Origin of the sequence: Streptomyces sp. NPDC001604 (assembly GCF_042893475.1) — a bacterium.
GTDB lineage: Bacteria > Actinomycetota > Actinomycetes > Streptomycetales > Streptomycetaceae > Streptomyces.
The window spans coordinates 60,837-76,860 of the sequence record NZ_JBIAUY010000004.1 but is presented as its reverse complement, the minus strand read 5'-3'; the positions used below and the strand labels follow the sequence as shown (position 1 = coordinate 76,860).

Genomic DNA, 16,024 nt, shown 5'->3' with positions numbered 1-16,024 from the left:
CATCAGTTGGGCCGGGTTGAGAAGTCCATCGACAGCGGCTGTGAGCCAACCCACACCGTTCGCCCGTATGGACCTCGATCAGGCGTGGCACACTGACCCTGTACCAGAAGCAGCGCACTCCGGGGTCGGTGAAAGTCCGAACCGGCGGTTACAGTCCGCGACCCGACCGCTTCCAGCGGCCGGTTGACCAGGTGAAATTCCTGGACCGACGGTTAAAGTCCGGATGGGAGGCAGTGCGTGGCGGGCGGGCATCCACGTATGCGCGCCGCCGTATCTGGGCTCGTCCTCGGGGCGGGTCCCGTCCGGCGTCGCCCCCGGTGTCCTCGCTCGTTCATTCTGTCGTCATCGACAGGCCCCGGAGTCCGTGCCCGAAGAGGCAGGAGGACCCGGGAAGTGTTCACCGGAATCGTCGAAGAGCTGGGCGAGATCACGGCCGTCGAAAACCTCGGCGACGCCTCCCGCTTCCGGCTGCGCGGCCCCGTCGTCACCGAGGGCGCAAAGCACGGCGACTCCATCGCCGTGAACGGTGTCTGTCTCACCGTCGTCGAGCACGAGGGCGACGAGTTCACCGCCGACGTCATGGCGGAGACCCTCGACCGCTCCAGCCTCGGCGCCCTCGCCGTCGGCTCCCGCGTCAACCTGGAACGCCCCATGGCCGTGGGCGCCCGCCTCGGCGGCCACATCGTCCAGGGGCATGTCGACGGCACGGGCCAGGTGCTGGAGCGCAAGCCCTCCGAGCACTGGGAGATCATCAAGATCTCCCTGCCCGCGGACCTGACCCGCTACGTCGTGGAGAAGGGCTCCATCACCGTCGACGGCATCAGCCTCACCGTGGTCGACGCCGGCCCGGACTACTTCACGGTCAGCCTCATCCCCACCACCCTCGCCCTGACCACGCTCGGCATCAAGCAGCCCGGCGACCCGGTCAACCTCGAGGTGGACGTCGTCGCCAAGTACGTCGAGCGCCTGCTCGGGGCCGGTCAGGGGGCGGACCGGTGAACTGGCTGAACTCGCAGGCCTTCACCCTCCTCGGCCAGCACATCATCTGGTCGGACATGATCGGCAACATCCTCGGCCTGATCACCCTGGCCCTCGGCTGGCGCCGCTCCCTGCTGACCTGGCCGGTCCAGTTCCTCTCCGGCCTCGTCCTGTTCATCGCCTTCTACGGCCACCTCGCCGGCAGCGCCGGCAAGCAGGTCGTCGTCATGGTCGTGGCGCTGTACGGCTGGTGGCAGTGGAACCGCAACAAGGGGCAGGCGGCGGACGGTCACATAGCCCCGCGCTTCGCCACCTGGCGCGAGCGCGGCGCGATGATCGCCGCCGCGGCCGTCGGCACGGTCGCCGTCGCCCTGCTCTTCAAGGCCTACCCGTCCCTGTCCTGGGACCCCTGGCCGGACGCCTACATCTTCGTCGGCACCATCGTCGCCATGTACGCCCAGGCCCGCGGCATGACCGAGTTCTGGATCGCCTGGCTCCTGGTCGACGTGGTCGGCGTCCCCCTCAACTTCGCCAACGGCTACGCCTTCTCCGGCTTCGTCTACGTCATCTACGGCGCACTCGTCCTGTGGGGCATGCGCGACTGGTGGCTGCGCTCCCGTCAGGCGTCGCAGCCCGTCCTGGAAGGAGCGCCGGCATGACCACGGCACCGATCCTGTACAGCACCGACGGCATCGAGGACTGGTCGCTCGACCCGATCGAGCAGGCCATCGCCGACATCGCCGCCGGCCGCCCGATCGTGGTCGTCGACGACGAGGACCGCGAGAACGAGGGCGACCTCGTCGTCGCCGCCGAGAAGATCACCCCCGAGATCGTGGCCTTCATGATGAGCGAGTGCCGCGGCCTGATCTGCGCGCCCATGGAGGGCGAGGAGCTGGACCGGCTCAAGCTCCCGCAGATGGTCGAGGACAACACCGAGCAGATGAAGACAGCGTTCACGGTCTCCGTGGACGCCTCCGCCGCGCACGGCGTGACCACCGGCATCTCCGCCTCCGACCGCGCCACCACCCTCCAGCTGCTGGCGAGCGGAGAGGCCCACGCCGACGACTTCGTCCGGCCGGGCCACATCTTCCCGCTGCGCGCCAGGTCCGGCGGTGTGCTCGTGCGCAACGGCCACACCGAGGCCGCCGTCGACCTCGCCCGCCTCGCAGGGCTGCGCCCGGCCGGCGCGATCGTCGAGATCGCCGGCGAGGACGGCCGCATGCTGCGCCTGCCCGAGCTGATCCCCTTCGCCCGCAAGCACGGCCTGACGATCATCTCCATCGAGGACCTGATCGCCTACCGCCGCAGTTCCGAGCCCACCGTCCGCCGCGAGGCCGAGACCCAACTGCCCACCGCCCACGGTGAGTTCACGGCCTACGGCTACCGCTCCACCGTCGACGGCGTCGAGCACGTCGCCCTCGTCCACGGCGAGATCGGCGACGGCGAGGACGTCCTGGTCCGCGTCCACTCCGAATGCCTGACCGGCGACATCTTCTCCTCCCTGCGCTGCGACTGCGGCCCCCAGCTGGACGCCTCCCTCCAGCGCATCCAGTCCGAGGGCAGGGGAGTGGTCGTCTATCTGCGCGGCCACGAGGGCCGCGGCATCGGCCTGCTGTCCAAGCTGCGGGCGTACGAGCTCCAGGAGCGCGGCCGCGACACCCTCGACGCCAACCTGGAACTCGGCCTGCCCGCCGACGCCCGGGACTACGGCGCCGGCGCCCAGATCCTGGAGGATCTCGGCGTCCGCAGCGTCCGCCTGATGACCAACAACCCCGACAAGACCGACGCGCTCGTCCGGCACGGCCTCAAGGTCACCGGCCGCGAGCCGATGCCCGTACAGGCGGGCGAGCACAACCTCCGCTACCTGCGCACCAAGCGGGACCGGATGGGACACGACCTGCCCTGGCTGGACACGGCCCCCGTGTCCACCTGCAGCAACCAGTAAGACCAGAGCACACCGAGGAGACACGAGAACGTGAGCGGCAAGGGCGCACCGGAGCTGTCCGTACGCAATGTGGGTGACCTGCGGGTCGCCGTCATCGCGGCGCAGTGGCACGAAAAGGTGATGGACGGCCTGGTGGACGGCGCCCTGCGCGCCCTGCACGACCTGGGCATCGACGAGCCGACCCTGCTCAGGGTCCCCGGCAGCTGGGAGCTCCCGGTCGTCGCCAAGGTGCTCGCGGGCCGTGGCTACGACGCGATCGTCGCCCTCGGTGTCGTCATCCGCGGCGGCACCCCGCACTTCGAGTACGTGTGCCAGGGCGTGACCCAGGGCCTCACCCAGGTCTCCGTCGAGACCGGCGTCCCCGTCGGCTTCGGCGTCCTCACCTGCGACACCGAGGAGCAGGCCCTGGACCGGGCCGGCATCGAGGGCTCCAACGAGGACAAGGGGCACGAGGCGGTGACCGCGGCGGTGGCGACCGCGGCGACCCTCCGCTCAGTATCTGAACCGTGGCACTGACGTATACGGGGTTTGGCATAGGCTGAGCGTCACCATGTCCAATAAGACGTTCGAGGAGCTCTTCACCGAGCTCCAGCAGAAGGCCGCCCACGGCGACCCCGCCACTTCCCGTACCGCTGAGCTGGTCGGCAAGGGCGTCCATGCCATCGGCAAGAAGGTCGTCGAAGAGGCCGCCGAGGTCTGGATGGCCGCCGAGTACGAGGGCAAGGAAGCGGCCGCCGAGGAGATCTCGCAGCTGCTGTACCACGTCCAGGTGATGATGGTCGCCCGCGGCATCTCCCTGGACGACGTCTACGCCCACCTCTGAGCCGTCACAGCCGCAGGAAACCCCGCACACACCCCCGTACGCACGAACGAAGGAAGCCGACCTCATGCTGCGCATCGCCGTCCCCAACAAGGGTTCCCTGTCAGGCCCTGCGGCGGAGATGCTGCATGAGGCCGGCTACCAGCAGCGCCGGGAGTCCAAGGAGCTCAGGATCGTCGACCCGTCCAACGAGGTCGAGTTCTTCTACCTCCGCCCGCGCGACATCGCGATCTACGTCTCCTCCGGCCGCCTCGACATCGGCATCACCGGCCGCGACCTGCTGATCGACTCCGGCGCCAACGCCGAGGAGATCCTCCCGCTCGGCTTCGCCCGCTCCACCTTCCGCTACGCCACCAAGCCGGGCACGGCCAAGGGCGTCGAGGACCTGAACGGCATGACGGTCGCCACCTCCTACGAGGGCATCGTCGCCAAGCACCTCGCCGACAACGGCGTCGACGCCTCCGTCGTGCACCTCGACGGCGCCGTCGAGACCGCCATCGAGCTGGGCGTCGCCGAGGTCATCGCGGACGTCGTCGAGACCGGCACCAGCCTGCGCAACGCCGGCCTGGAGGTGATCGGCGAGCCGATCATGAAGTCCGAGGCCGTCGTCATCCGCCGCACCGGCGAGAACGGCGAGGAGCCCAAGGTCCAGCAGTTCCTGCGCCGGCTGCAGGGCGTCCTGGTGGCCCGGACGTACGTGATGATGGACTACGACTGCCGCGCCGAGCACCTGGAAGAGGCGGTCGCCATCACCCCCGGCCTGGAGGGACCGACCGTCTCGCCGCTGCACAACGAGGGCTGGGTCGCCGTCCGCGCCATGGTGCCCGCCAAGGACGCCCAGCGGATCATGGACGACCTGTACGCGATCGGTGCCCGGGCCATCCTGACCACGGCCATCCACGCCTGCCGTCTCTGAGAGCACAAGAAGAGGCACACAGAGATGTCCGACCTGCCCGCTCTCCCCGTCACGTTCCGGCCGGGCCGCACCCGGGCCGTCCTGCTGACCTCCGGTGCGGTGATCTTCGCGGTGATCACGACCGTTGCGCTGCTCCTGGAGCAGCTCAGCCCCGGCGAGAAACTCAGCTTCGTCTTCACCGGAGCGATCCTCTTCGGCGTGCTCGCGCTGCTCGCCCGGGTGAAGGTCGTCGCGGATGAGACAGGCGTCACGGTCGTCAACATCGCCAGCAGGCGGCACCTGGAGTGGGCCGAGATCCTCCGTGTGAACCTGCGTCCGGGCGACCCCTGGGTCTTCCTCAACCTCAGCGACGGTACGAGTCTGCCCGCGCTCGGCATCCAGCCGGGCATCGCCAAGGAGCGCGCCATCGCCGATGCGCGCACCCTGCGGGCACTCGCCGAGGCCCGCTCGACCAGGGATCTGCCGTAACGGCCCCTGTCTTGATTAATCTGTTGGCGGAGGCGTTTTCGTTGCGCCTCCGCCGCTGAAGTTCCCGACGGACTTCAGTGGCCCCCTGCTACCCGAGGAGTGACTCCCTCCAGCGATGGACGGATCGTCCTGTAGTACCTGCGCCGCCACCTCACGACATACCGAGGCGGCGGCATCATGACCACCCCCCTGCTGCTCCTCGGAGCGGCCCTCCTGCTGATCCTGGCCAACGGCTTCTTCGTGGCCGCCGAATTCGGGCTGGTCACGGTCGAGTCGACGGACGCCGAGAAGGCGGCCGCCGAAGGCGACAAACGGGCCCGAAGGGTCGCCGAGTCGCTCAGGGAGCTGTCCTTCCAGCTCTCCGGCACCCAGCTCGGCATCACCATCACCTCCCTCGTCGTCGGCATGCTCGCCGAGCCCGCACTCGCCGAGCTGCTGCACGGCCCGTTCACCGCGATCGGCATCCCCGAAGGCGCCGTCTCCGGTGTCGCCGTGGTCGTCGGCATGCTGCTGGCCTCCGCCGTGCAGATGGTGATCGGCGAGCTGGTGCCCAAGAACTGGGCGGTGTCCAAGCCGATGCAGGTCGCGCGCTTCGTCGCCGGCCCCCAGCACACCTTCGCCCGCCTGTTCCGCCCGGTCATCGCCGCCCTGAACGCGGTGGCCAACCGCCTCGTCCGCGCCCTGGGCGTCGAGCCCGCCGAGGAGCTGGCCTCCGCCCGCACCCCCGGCGAACTGGTGTCCCTGGCCCGGCACTCCGCACAGGCCGGCGCCCTGGAACAGGACACGGCCGACCTCTTCGTACGGACCCTGTCGCTCGCCGAGCTGACCGCGCAGCACGTCATGACCCCGCGGGTGAAGGTGAGTGCGCTGCAGTCGACGGCGACCGTCGAGGACGTGGTGAACCTGACCCGCGCCACCGGCCTGTCCCGCTTTCCCGTCTACAAGGAGCGGATCGACGAAATCGTCGGCATGGTCCATCTGAAGGACGCCCTGGCGGTCCCGGCGCACGAGCGCCTGCGCACCCCCGTGGGCCGCATCGCCCGTCCGGCGCTGCTCGTCCCCGAGACCCTGCCGGTTCAGCCGCTCCTCGCCCAGCTGCGCAGCGAGCAGCCCATCGCCGTCGTCGTCGACGAGTACGGCGGCACGGCGGGCGTCGTGACGCTGGAGGACATCGTCGAGGAGATCGTCGGCGAGGTCCGCGACGAGCACGACGGGCAGGACGTGCCCGAGCTCGCCGCCGCCCCGGCGGAGGACGGCAGGCCCGCCTGGGACGCCGACGGCAGCTGTCGCGTCGACATCCTGCAGCGCATAGGACTCGACGTGCCCGAGGGGCCGTACGAGACCGTCGCCGGACTGGTGGCCGATCGCCTCGGCCGCATCCCGGCCGTCGGCGACAAGGCCGAACTGCCCGGCTGGCGGCTGACCGTGCGCCGCGTCGGCCACTACCGCGCCGAGCGGGTCCGGCTGGTGCGGACCGGCATGGTCGTGGAGGTCGCCCGATGAGCGTGCTCCAACTCCTGTTCGCCGGCCTGCTCGTGCTCGCCAACGGCTTCTTCGTCGGCGCCGAGTTCGCCCTCGTGTCCGTACGCCGCAGCCAGATCGAACCGCTCGGCACGGCCCGCGCCCGCCAGGTCCTCTACGGCCTGGAGCGGCTGCCGCAGATGATGGCCGCGGCCCAGTTCGGCATCACCGTCTGCTCGCTGACCCTGGGCGCGGTCGCCGAACCGACCGTCGCCCATCTGCTGGAGCCGGTCTTCGAGTGGATCCACCTCCCGGCCGGGATGATCCACCCGCTGGGTTACGTCATCGCGCTCGCCGCCGTGGTCTTCTTCCACCTCGTGATCGGCGAGATGGTCCCGAAGAACCTGGCGATGGCGGCCCCGGAGAAGGCCGCACTGTGGCTCGCCCCGGGCCTGGTCGCCTTCGCCCGCGTCTGCAAGCCGATCACCGTCGCCCTCGGCGCCGTCGCCCAGGGGATCCTGCGGCTCTTCCGGGTCGAGCCGAAGGACGAGGTCGAGGCCGTCTTCACCAGCGAGCAGCTCAACCGCCTGGTGGAGGACTCCGGCCAGGCGGGCCTGCTCGACCCCGAGGAGCAGGAACGCCTCGAGGACGCCCTGGAACTGGGCTCCCGCCCGGTGACGGACGTGCTCCTGCGACGCGAGTCCCTGGTGACGGTGCCCCCGTCGGTCACCCCGGGCCGCATCGTCGAACTCACCGCGCGCACCGGGTACTCCCGCTTCCCCATAGCCGCGGAGAACGGCGCCTTCATGGGCTATCTGCATGTGAAGGACGTACTCGACCTGGAGGACTCGGACCGGGCGGTGCCGCAGCAGCTGTGGCGGCCGATGACGACACTGCGCTCCGAACTCCCCCTGGACGACGCCCTGACGGTGATGCGCCGAGCCGCCACCCACCTGGCCCAGGTCGCCGACGCCTCCGGCAAGGTCCTTGGCCTGGTGGCCCTGGAGGACGTACTGGAACTCCTGGTCGGCGAGGTCACGGACCCGGCCCACCGGGACGTGCCGGAGGTGCGGGTCACAGAGCCAAGGGCAAGCGGCGAGCCGGAACAGGCCCTGGCTGGTTAGCGCCGGGTCCCCGCGCCCCGAAAGGGGCGCGGGGAACTGCGCGATCAATCACAGTGATCCTTTAGCCGCACGGGCTGAGAACCGACCGAGCCAGTGGGAGCAGCTCACAACCCCGACGGATCCTGCGGCCCCCGCCCCGACAGCACCTCTCCATACGCCTGCATCAGATCCGGCAACCGCAATGTCGACAAGTCGTCCCGCGACAACACCCCCGGGTACGTCGACAACCGCAGATCCCGGTACGCGCAGCTCTTCTCGTACAGCGTCCGCAGAAACCGCCCGTTCCCCAGCTCGTCGATCCACCCCTGATCCACCACATGCCCAGCAACGGACCGCAGCTCGTCCAACGCCTCCTCGTCCCACACGTCACCGTTCTCGGCAGCCAGCACCTCACCGATCGAGGTGAGTTCGAGCGGCCGGTACGAGGGAAAGTCGACGCGGGTGGTGAAGCGGGACGACAGACCGGGGTTGGCGGCCAGCAGGCGGTCCATGCCCTCCGGGTAGCCGGCCAGGATGACCACCAGGTGGTCGCGGTTGTCCTCGGCCCGCTTCAGCAGCACCTGCAGCGCCTCGTCGCCGTATGCGTCGCCCTTGCCGTACCCGGAGTTGGACAGCGAGTAGGCCTCGTCGACGAACAGCACACCGCCGATCGCCGAGTCGATCAGCTCGTTGGCCTTCACGGCCGTCTGGCCCAGGTACTCACCGACCAGGTCGGCCCGCTGCGCCTCCACGAGGTGATCGCCGCCGAGCAGCCCGAGGGCGTAGAAGACGCGGCCGAGGATGCGGGCGACCGTGGTCTTGCCGGTGCCGGAGGGGCCGGAGAAGACGAAGTGCCGTTTAGGCGGCTGGACCGGCAGGCCCTGACCGGCGCGCAGCCGCGCCATGTTCAACTGGGCGGACAGCGCCTTGACCTGTCGCTTGACCGGCTCCAGGCCGACCATGCGCTCCAGCTCGGCGAGTGCCTCCTCGAGCAGTGCGGGGTCGGTGGGCCCGGCGGGCAGCGGGGACCCCGGCGGGCCGACCGTCTTCTCGCGCACCGTCGGGCCGATCGAGGACGGCAGCGGGCCCACCGGCGGGAGGTCGGACTCGGAGAGCCTCAGGTCCCGGCCCTCGGTGCCGAAGAGCGGGTCCAGGGTGTCCGGGCCCTCCAGGGTGTCCTGGCCGCCGGAGAGCGTGATCGCGGCGAGGTCGGTGGCCTCGTCGTACCCGTCGCCCTCGGCGATCGCCGCGAGCCGGGCCGAGGTGTCCATGAAGGCGGGGTCGACGCGGTGCACGGCCCGGTAGAGGGGGAGGGCGGCGGCCGAGCGGCCCGTGCCCTCGTGGGCGCGCGCCAGCCAGTAGCGCAGCTCCTTGCGCTGGGGCTGCTCGCTGCGGCAGCGCATCAGGGCTGACGAGAGGAGTGGCTCGGCCTGTCCGTACATCTCCAGGCGGACCCGGGCCATGCCGCCGAACAGGCCTGCCTCGATACCGAGCAGGGCGTCGTCGATCAGCGGGTCGGTGTGGCGGACGAGCTGGTCCCAGTCCTTGACGAGATAGGCGCGGCAGGCGTGCAGAAAGCGGACCTGCGGGTCGGTGTCCACGGGCGGCAGGCCCGCGAGCGCCCGGTCCAGCTCCGGCACATGGCGGCCGTCCAGCCAGTGCGAGGCGTGCGCCAGCAGCAGGTCGCGCGGGCTCTCCAGTACGGGCTGCACCCACCAGCCCAGCCAGTACCAGGAGTTGAGGGAGCGGCGGTGCCGGGCGCGCTGTTCGCCGAAGCGGTCGCGGTGCCGGAACATCCGTAACAGCGCCGTCGTCGTGTCGATGCGCAGCGCATGCAGTCCGAGCCAGCCGTCGGCCATCCCGGGATCCATCCGCACCGCGGCCCGGAACTCCTCCTCCGCCTGCGGATAGGCGCCCATCGTGTAGGCGTCCACACCTCGCAGCCAGGCGAGGTCGGCCGGGGCCTCGGGGCCCTGCGTGCCGAAATCCATCACGTCCCCCACAAACCGTGCCCCCGTCGGTTGACCGCCGGACCGATGTCCGCCGGCCGCCTTGATCGAACCGCCGTGCCGCGGACCGGAGTTGCGGTGCGCGCAGCCGTCCATCAGGTCGCACCGAGGGCATCGTACCTGCGGGGGTGTCGCCCGCCGAAGGGTGCCGCACGGGCCGTTTGGCGAGGTGGGAGCAGACGGGGCGCACTTCGGACGGTAACGGTGCGTGAGCGAAATATGCCGCGGAGCGTCCGGAAAACGAGGTACGGGCAGAACGAAGCCCCCGATCACGGGGGAACAACCGGGGGCTTCGCGAAGGTGGGCGGCTTCGAATGGCCGCACATTGAGAACGTAAGTCCTGTACGGCCCCCCGGTCAAGCGGAGTTGAGGCACTCCGGGAAGTTCTCCGGCGGGCGTCTTCACAAGTTCAGCACACTGCCGATGACCCGTCACCGTGCGTGAGCGTCTGGTCCGGTCCAATAGTCTTCACCGGTCCCGGAAGCACCTCGTACCCCTTCTCCGACTGCCGTATCAGGAGGTCGGCGAACGGCCTCGAGGGATCCTCGGCGAAGTGTCGTCGCTCCGCCCTGACCCAGTCGGCCCAGAACTCCCGCTGCTCCTCCCCGTCCCGCTGCCGTCCGCGCGTCCAGGACTCCTCGTGCGGCAACTCCATCCACAGCAGTGCCGCGAGGTGCGGGCGCAGTGCGCGGCGGCCGGCTCCGACGCCCTCGACGAGGATCAGCGGGGCCGGCGGCAGTGTGCGGGGCGGTCCGAAACGGCGGGTGTGCCAGTCGTAGGGGGCGTAGCGGGCGCTCTCGCCGCGGCTCAGCGGTTCGATCACCTGCGCCAGCAGCCGCCCGGTCCACTCGAACAGCTCGTCGTGGCTGGCGATGTCGTCGAGGTGGAGCACGGGCGCTCCGTCCAGGGCCCGGGCCAACCGCCCGGCGAGGGTGGACTTTCCGGAGCCGGCATGTCCGTCGACAGCGACCAGGCGGACCGGGCCGCAGGACGGTGCCAGACGGCGGAGCCGGGAGGCGAGGGCGTGAATGGCTGTTCCTTGGTCGGCTGGAGATCGGGCATATTCGACAGGAACATTCTAGTGGTGGGTTAAACCGGGGCGAATGGGTGGGTCGGGAAAATAGTGTCGCATTGAACCAGTTGTTGGCTGGCTGGGAGCCAGTGTTAATCCCGTTCCGAAACCTCGGACCACCATCTCGAAAAGCGCGTTCCGGTTGCGCTCTTGCTGAGTAAGGTGCTGAGTGCACAACTGCGAGTCGTCGTACGGGGAGACAGGAGCAGATGGCCGCTGGGTTATTCGAGGGGCAGTATGTGTGGCATCCGGCCGCCGACGACCGCTTGCTCGCGAGCGTATGCGTCGACGTACGTGCCGGCCGATACCGGAGCGCCCATGAAGCCCTCGCCGAAACACGTGGCGACTTCGGTCTGCGCGCCCACCGCTCCCTGGTCCTCGCCTCCGAGGCGGCCGACTCCGACCTCGCCGAGCGCTGGCTGGCCGAGGAGCCGACCCCCGAGTCGGCGCTGCTGTGGGCGCGGGTGGCGGTGCTGCGGGCGGTGCGCGCGGCCGACGCGAGGGACGACCGGGCCGAGGCGCTGGAGCGGATCGCGCTGACCGCCTGCGACCGGGCGGCGGCGATGAACCCGGCCGATCCCACGCCCTGGGCGGCCCGGCTGGCCATGGCCCGGCTGCACCGGCTGGCCGATCCCGCCCCGCGCGGGCTGCTCACCGCGCCGCCCGGCCCCTGGCGGCTGTTCGCGCACGTCCTGTCCCTCGACCCCTGGCACCGCGAGGCCCACCACCGCTTCCTGGCCTGCTTCTTCACCCGCCACGGCGGCTCCGTGAACGCCGCCTGGGACGTCGCCGCCTTCCTCGGCCAGCGCGCACCCGCCGACTCCCCGCTGCGCCTGCTGCCCCTCGTCGCCCTGGTCGAGAGCTACAACCCGACCCAGTTGCTCGCCGACCGCGTCTGGGAGCAGCCGCAGTGGCGCTCCACGGCCCTCGCGATCTACCAGAACTGGCTGCCCACGATGCCCGGTTACCGCTTCACGCCGGTGCTCGACCTGGCCTACCTGGCGCACGCGCTGGTCATGGGCAAGCGCGAGTTCGAAGCTCGCGCGGTCTTCGCGGCGATGGGGCCGTACGCCTCCCGTATGCCCTGGTCCGCCTTCGGGGAGCCGGCCGACCAGCTGTCCCGCGCCCGCCGCGCCTGCGGCCTCCCCGTCCCCCCGTAGACCCCCCACCGAGAGAAGGGCCGACCAGTGCCGGAACGGATATCGGACGACGACGCCGTACTCCATGAGATGGGTTACCCGAGAAAACTCACCCGTCGCTTTCAGGCGTTCGACAATTTCGCCATCTCGTTCACCATCATCAACATCATTTCGGGAATCTTCTCCAGCTTCGGATTCGGGCTGAACGCCGGAGGCCCCCGTATTCTCGTCTTCGGCTGGATCGGCGTCTCCGTCATGGTGCTCTTCGTCGGTCTCGCCATGGCGGAAGTCGCCTCCGCCTATCCGACGAGCGGCGCCCTGTATTTCTCCGCCGGTAAACTCGCCAGACGGCACAAGGGAGCCTGGTCCTGGTACACCGGCTGGCTGAACTTCGTGGGCCAGATCGGCGGCACCGCCGCCACCGGCTACGCGGCCGCCACCTTCATCCAGGCCTTCGTCGCCCTGCAGTGGCCCTCCTACCTGCCGACCACCCACCAGACAGTGCTGATCACGGCACTGCTCATCGTGCTGCAGGGGCTGGCCAACACCTACACCGTCCAACTGGTCGCGCTCCTCAACCGGATCTCCGTGTGGTGGCTGCTGATCGGTCTCGTGGTGATCGTGGGCGCTCTGATCGTCGGACCCGACCAGCACCGGTCCGCGTCGTTCGTCACGCATTTCGCGAACAACACCGGTTTCACGAACGGGCTTTACGGCGGGATGCTCGGCCTGCTCGTCACCAGCTGGACCTTCACCGGCTTCGACGGCAGCTTCCACATGTCCGAGGAAACGGTGCGGGCCACGGTCAACGCCCCGAAGGGCATCACTCGTGCGATCGGCTACTCGGCGATCACCGGTCTGATCCTGATGCTTGCACTGGTCTACAGCATTCACGACTACGACCATGTGGCGAGCGCATCCGCTCCGCCCGTCCAGATTCTCATCGACGGTCTCGGCCTGACCACCGCCAAGGTGCTCCTGCTGATCGTGATCGGCGCGATGCTCTTCTGTGGCCTCGCCAACCTCACCAGCAACACCCGGCAGATCTTCGCCTTCTCCCGCGACGGCGCGATGCCCGGCTCCCGGCTGTGGCACTCGGTCTCGCCGCGCACCCGTACCCCCGTGAAGGCCGTCTGGCTCGCGGTCGCCTGCTCGCTGGCCCTCGTCCTGCCCGGCTGGTGGTCGCACACGGCGTTCACCGCCATCGTCAGCGTCAACGTCGTCGGGCTCTTCCTCGCCTACGCCGTGCCGATCCTGCTCCGGCTGAGCCTCGGCGACGAGTTCCAGCGGGGCCCGTGGCACCTGGGCCGCTGGAGCAAGCCCGTCGGCGTGATCGCGGTGGCCTGGATCCTGCTCAGCAGCCTCCTGTTCATGCTCCCGCAGGCCTCGCCGATCACCGTCGACTCCTTCAACTACGCGCCGATCGCCCTCGTCGTGGTCCTGGCCGTCGCCACCGTCTGGTGGTTCGCCACCGCCCGCCGCCGCTTCCAGGGTCCGGTCAGCTACGGCCGCCCCGACGAGGTGGCTGCGATGGACCTGATCTGAGCGCCGCGCCCGGCGCGCGCCCGCGTGCGCCGGGCCGGACGGCCCAGCAGGTCATGCCAGTGGTCCAGGCCAATATTGGTGGGCGTGGCATGGGCCGAAGTGCTGGCAGGAGGTGCCGCCCGCGGCCATAGTTGGCGCACAACCATGCAGCGCAACCGCGCATGTGGACCTGCCCGACTCGGACACCTGGGGGTCGTTCCACCCATGAGCAGAGCCGAACAGCCGTCCCGCAGAACCGTCCTCGCCGCCGCGGTGGCCGCCGCGGTGGCGGGCCCCGCCGTCACCGCCGACGTGGCCCACGCCGAGGAGTCCGCCGTCGCCCCGACCCTTCCCCACTCCGAGGGGACCCCCACGGTCGGCTACCACTCCTGGACCTCGTACCGGGACTGGCACGCCGGCACCGAGCAGGGCACCCGTGCGGTGGCGGGCGCCCGCCCCGGCGTGGTGATCGCCGCCCCGGCCGGCACCACCGACTACACTGACCCGCACACCGGCAAGGCTGCCACCTGGGAGTACGCGACCTGGACGTCCCCCGTGCACCGGCTCCGCGTCCCCGCCACCGAGGTGATCGCCTCCTGGAACGTGCACACCCCCGCCGGCACCTGGCTCCAGGTCGAGCTGCACGGCACGTACTCCGACGGCACCGAGACCCCCTGGTACGTGATGGGCCGCTGGGCGGCCGGTGACCAGGACATCAAGCGGACCTCGGTGGACGACCAGAAGGACGGCAAGAGCGCCATCTGGACGGACACCTTCGCCATCGACGACGCCTCGACCGGCCTGCGCCTGGTCTCGTACCGCCTCCGCCTCACCCTGTACCGCAAGCCCGGCACCAAGCTCACCCCCACCGTGTGGCGGCTCGGCGCGATGGGCTCGGACATCCCCGACCGCTTCACCGTCCCGGCCTCCACGCCCGGCCTCGCAAGGGAACTGATCGTCCCGCGCTACTCGCAGGAGATCCACAAGGGTCAGTACCCCGAGTACGACAACGGCGGCGAGGCCTGGTGCAGCCCCACCTCCTCGCAGATGATCATTGAGTACTGGGGAGGCCGGCTCACCCGCGAGCAACTGGCCTGGGTGGACCCGAGCTACGCCGACCCGCAGGTCGACCATGCGGCCCGCTTCACCTACGACTACCAGTACCAGGGCTGCGGCAACTGGCCCTTCAACGCCGCCTACGCGGCCACGTACAAGGACCTGCAGGGCGTCGTCACCCGGCTCCGCTCGCTCACCGACCTGGAGACGCTGATCGCGGCCGGCATCCCGGCCATAACGTCCCAGTCGTTCCTCAAGGAGGAGCTGACGGGGGCGGGTTACGGCACCTCGGGCCACCTGATGACCGTCATCGGCTTCACCGCCGACGGCGATGTGATCGCCAACGATCCCTTCTCGCCGAGCGACGAGGCCGTGCGCCGTGTCTACAAGCGGCGCGAGTGGGAGAACATCTGGCTCAGGACCAAGCGGTACAACGCCTCCGGCAAGGTCGTCTCCGGCACCGGCGGCGTCTGCTACCTGTACTTCCCGGCCCGGCCCACACCCCGCCAGCGCAAGGCGCTCGCGACGGTCGGCGTGCGCTGAACGACAGGCGAGGGGCCCGGGGAAACCGGGCCCCTCGCCCGTGTACGACGTCTCCGCCTCTGGGGCAGCCCCCTGCGGCCGCACGTCGAGTGGACTCGAACGAGTGGACGTGGTTGTTCTGACATACTGCGGATGTCCCGCAGCCTGCCCGAGACCAGGGTCGAAATTGAAGATCAGCGAACAGAGAGACGCCACCCGGCCCCGGGCGCGCGGCACCGAGCGCTCCCTGGCGCGCCGAGCCGAACTCATCGCCATCGGGCGGAAGTTGTTCGCCGACAGGTCGTACGACGCGCTCTCGATGGACGACATCGCACGCCAGGCGCGTGTCGCCAAGGGGCTGATCTACTACTACTTCCAGTCCAAGCGGGGCTACTACCTGGCGATCATCAACGATTCCGTCGCCGACCTGGTCACCTTCGCGGCGAGCGAGGTCGAACTGGAGCAGCTGGACCGGGTCCATCGCACGATGGAGGGCTATCTGCGCTACGCCGAGCACAACCAGGCCGCCTTCCGCGCGATCGTCAGCGGCGGCGTCGGCTTCGATGCCGAGGTGCACGCCATCCGGGACGGAGTGCGTGAGGCGATAGTGGCGACCGTCGCCGAGGGGGCGTACGGCCGCACGGACATCGCCCCGCTGGCCCGTATGGGCCTGTTCGCCTGGGTGTGCGGCGTGGAGGGCGCCACCCTCGACTGGATCGACCGCCCGCAGCTGTCCCGCGAACAGATGCGCGAACTCCTGGTCAAGCAGCTCGGCGGCGCCCTGCGCGCCATCGAGGAACTGGACCCGGCCTACCCCACTCCGGCCCCGGCCCGCCGCGACACCTGAGCGAGGGGCGAAGGCTCCCGTACGCCCGGCTGGTTTTTTGCGTCACCTTTCCCAGGGCGCGTCCCGTCACGTTCCGCTGGACATCGCATGCAGTCGGTGGCCGGGATATTCTTGAAGTAAGCGGTCGTTAACTGGTGACGGGATGCCTGCGATCGGGCATACTC

At 69.9% G+C, this 16,024-nt stretch carries 15 protein-coding genes and 1 riboswitch; of the genes, 13 read left to right on the top strand and 2 right to left on the bottom strand.

Annotation, left to right across the window (positions count from 1 at the left end; all coding sequences use genetic code 11):
* Positions 1–110 precede the first annotated feature (110 nt).
* A riboswitch (FMN riboswitch) is annotated at positions 111–241 on the top strand.
* Between the two features lie 152 nt (positions 242–393).
* The 9 genes from ACFY1E_RS13410 to ACFY1E_RS13370 all read left to right on the top strand — a co-directional run bounded on the left by ACFY1E_RS13410 (position 394) and on the right by ACFY1E_RS13370 (position 7,712).
* On the top strand, positions 394–999 hold the full coding sequence (locus tag ACFY1E_RS13410; protein ID WP_389075054.1) for a riboflavin synthase: 606 nt from the start codon (positions 394–396) through the stop codon (positions 997–999).
* Positions 996–1,637, top strand: a complete 642-nt coding sequence (pnuC, locus tag ACFY1E_RS13405; protein WP_389075052.1) for a nicotinamide riboside transporter PnuC — start codon at positions 996–998, stop codon at positions 1,635–1,637. The genes ACFY1E_RS13410 and pnuC overlap by 4 nt, the downstream gene beginning before the upstream one ends.
* Complete coding sequence (locus tag ACFY1E_RS13400; RefSeq protein WP_389075050.1) at positions 1,634–2,923, top strand: bifunctional 3,4-dihydroxy-2-butanone-4-phosphate synthase/GTP cyclohydrolase II; 1,290 nt, start codon at positions 1,634–1,636, stop codon at positions 2,921–2,923. Before pnuC ends, ACFY1E_RS13400 begins: the two co-directional genes overlap by 4 nt.
* 30 nt (positions 2,924–2,953) lie before the next feature.
* Positions 2,954–3,439 carry a 6,7-dimethyl-8-ribityllumazine synthase gene (gene ribH / locus ACFY1E_RS13395; RefSeq protein WP_030946752.1) on the top strand — a complete coding sequence of 162 codons (486 nt, stop codon included), beginning with the start codon at positions 2,954–2,956 and terminating at the stop codon, positions 3,437–3,439.
* Positions 3,440–3,473: 34 nt separating this feature from the next.
* Entirely contained in the window at positions 3,474–3,746 is a 273-nt protein-coding gene (locus tag ACFY1E_RS13390) for a phosphoribosyl-ATP diphosphatase (RefSeq protein ID WP_266530748.1), read from the top strand.
* A 64-nt stretch (positions 3,747–3,810) separates the two neighbouring features.
* A complete protein-coding gene (gene hisG, locus ACFY1E_RS13385) occupies positions 3,811–4,659 on the top strand; it encodes an ATP phosphoribosyltransferase (protein ID WP_389075048.1) in 849 nt (282 codons plus the stop codon).
* Between the two features lie 24 nt (positions 4,660–4,683).
* Positions 4,684–5,127: a PH domain-containing protein gene (locus tag ACFY1E_RS13380; RefSeq protein WP_389075045.1), complete on the top strand. Its 444-nt coding sequence runs from the start codon at positions 4,684–4,686 to the stop codon at positions 5,125–5,127.
* A gap of 177 nt (positions 5,128–5,304) precedes the next feature.
* Positions 5,305–6,630 (top strand): hemolysin family protein, encoded by a 1,326-nt coding sequence (locus ACFY1E_RS13375; RefSeq protein ID WP_389075042.1) that lies wholly within the window; start codon positions 5,305–5,307, stop codon positions 6,628–6,630.
* Positions 6,627–7,712: a hemolysin family protein gene (locus ACFY1E_RS13370; RefSeq protein WP_389075040.1), complete on the top strand. Its 1,086-nt coding sequence runs from the start codon at positions 6,627–6,629 to the stop codon at positions 7,710–7,712. The genes ACFY1E_RS13375 and ACFY1E_RS13370 overlap by 4 nt, the downstream gene beginning before the upstream one ends.
* Positions 7,713–7,816: 104 nt before the next feature.
* Here the strand turns inward: ACFY1E_RS13370 and ACFY1E_RS13365 are convergent, their stop codons facing one another.
* Positions 7,817–9,682, bottom strand: a complete 1,866-nt coding sequence (locus ACFY1E_RS13365; protein ID WP_389075037.1) for an AAA family ATPase — start codon at positions 9,680–9,682, stop codon at positions 7,817–7,819.
* A gap of 427 nt (positions 9,683–10,109) precedes the next feature.
* Entirely contained in the window at positions 10,110–10,730 is a 621-nt protein-coding gene (locus tag ACFY1E_RS13360) for a uridine kinase (protein WP_389076007.1), read from the bottom strand.
* A 251-nt stretch (positions 10,731–10,981) separates the two neighbouring features.
* On the opposite strand from ACFY1E_RS13360, the gene ACFY1E_RS13355 reads away from it, so the two are divergent.
* The 4 genes from ACFY1E_RS13355 (at position 10,982) to ACFY1E_RS13340 (ending at position 15,860) form a co-directional block, all read left to right on the top strand.
* On the top strand, positions 10,982–11,932 hold the full coding sequence (locus tag ACFY1E_RS13355; protein ID WP_389075035.1) for a hypothetical protein: 951 nt from the start codon (positions 10,982–10,984) through the stop codon (positions 11,930–11,932).
* Between the two features lie 69 nt (positions 11,933–12,001).
* The gene (locus tag ACFY1E_RS13350; RefSeq protein WP_389076004.1) at positions 12,002–13,456 is read left to right on the top strand and encodes an amino acid permease; all 1,455 of its coding nucleotides are present in this window, start codon (positions 12,002–12,004) and stop codon (positions 13,454–13,456) included.
* 204 nt (positions 13,457–13,660) lie between these two features.
* Positions 13,661–15,034 carry a peptidase C39 family protein gene (locus ACFY1E_RS13345; protein WP_389075033.1) on the top strand — a complete coding sequence of 458 codons (1,374 nt, stop codon included), beginning with the start codon at positions 13,661–13,663 and terminating at the stop codon, positions 15,032–15,034.
* Between the two features lie 166 nt (positions 15,035–15,200).
* A complete protein-coding gene (locus ACFY1E_RS13340) occupies positions 15,201–15,860 on the top strand; it encodes a TetR/AcrR family transcriptional regulator (RefSeq protein ID WP_389075030.1) in 660 nt (219 codons plus the stop codon).
* Positions 15,861–16,024: the final 164 nt, after the last annotated feature.

Coding starts and splice junctions, on each gene's coding strand:
- ACFY1E_RS13400 (WP_389075050.1), top strand. CDS start 1,634: ATGACCACGGCACCGATCCTGTACAGCACCGACGGCATCGAGGACTGG.
- ACFY1E_RS13390 (WP_266530748.1), top strand. CDS start 3,474: ATGTCCAATAAGACGTTCGAGGAGCTCTTCACCGAGCTCCAGCAGAAG.
- hisG (WP_389075048.1), top strand. CDS start 3,811: ATGCTGCGCATCGCCGTCCCCAACAAGGGTTCCCTGTCAGGCCCTGCG.
- ACFY1E_RS13380 (WP_389075045.1), top strand. CDS start 4,684: ATGTCCGACCTGCCCGCTCTCCCCGTCACGTTCCGGCCGGGCCGCACC.
- ACFY1E_RS13375 (WP_389075042.1), top strand. CDS start 5,305: ATGACCACCCCCCTGCTGCTCCTCGGAGCGGCCCTCCTGCTGATCCTG.
- ACFY1E_RS13370 (WP_389075040.1), top strand. CDS start 6,627: ATGAGCGTGCTCCAACTCCTGTTCGCCGGCCTGCTCGTGCTCGCCAAC.
- ACFY1E_RS13365 (WP_389075037.1), bottom strand. CDS start 9,682: ATGGATTTCGGCACGCAGGGCCCCGAGGCCCCGGCCGACCTCGCCTGG.
- ACFY1E_RS13355 (WP_389075035.1), top strand. CDS start 10,982: ATGGCCGCTGGGTTATTCGAGGGGCAGTATGTGTGGCATCCGGCCGCC.
- ACFY1E_RS13350 (WP_389076004.1), top strand. CDS start 12,002: ATGGGTTACCCGAGAAAACTCACCCGTCGCTTTCAGGCGTTCGACAAT.
- ACFY1E_RS13345 (WP_389075033.1), top strand. CDS start 13,661: ATGAGCAGAGCCGAACAGCCGTCCCGCAGAACCGTCCTCGCCGCCGCG.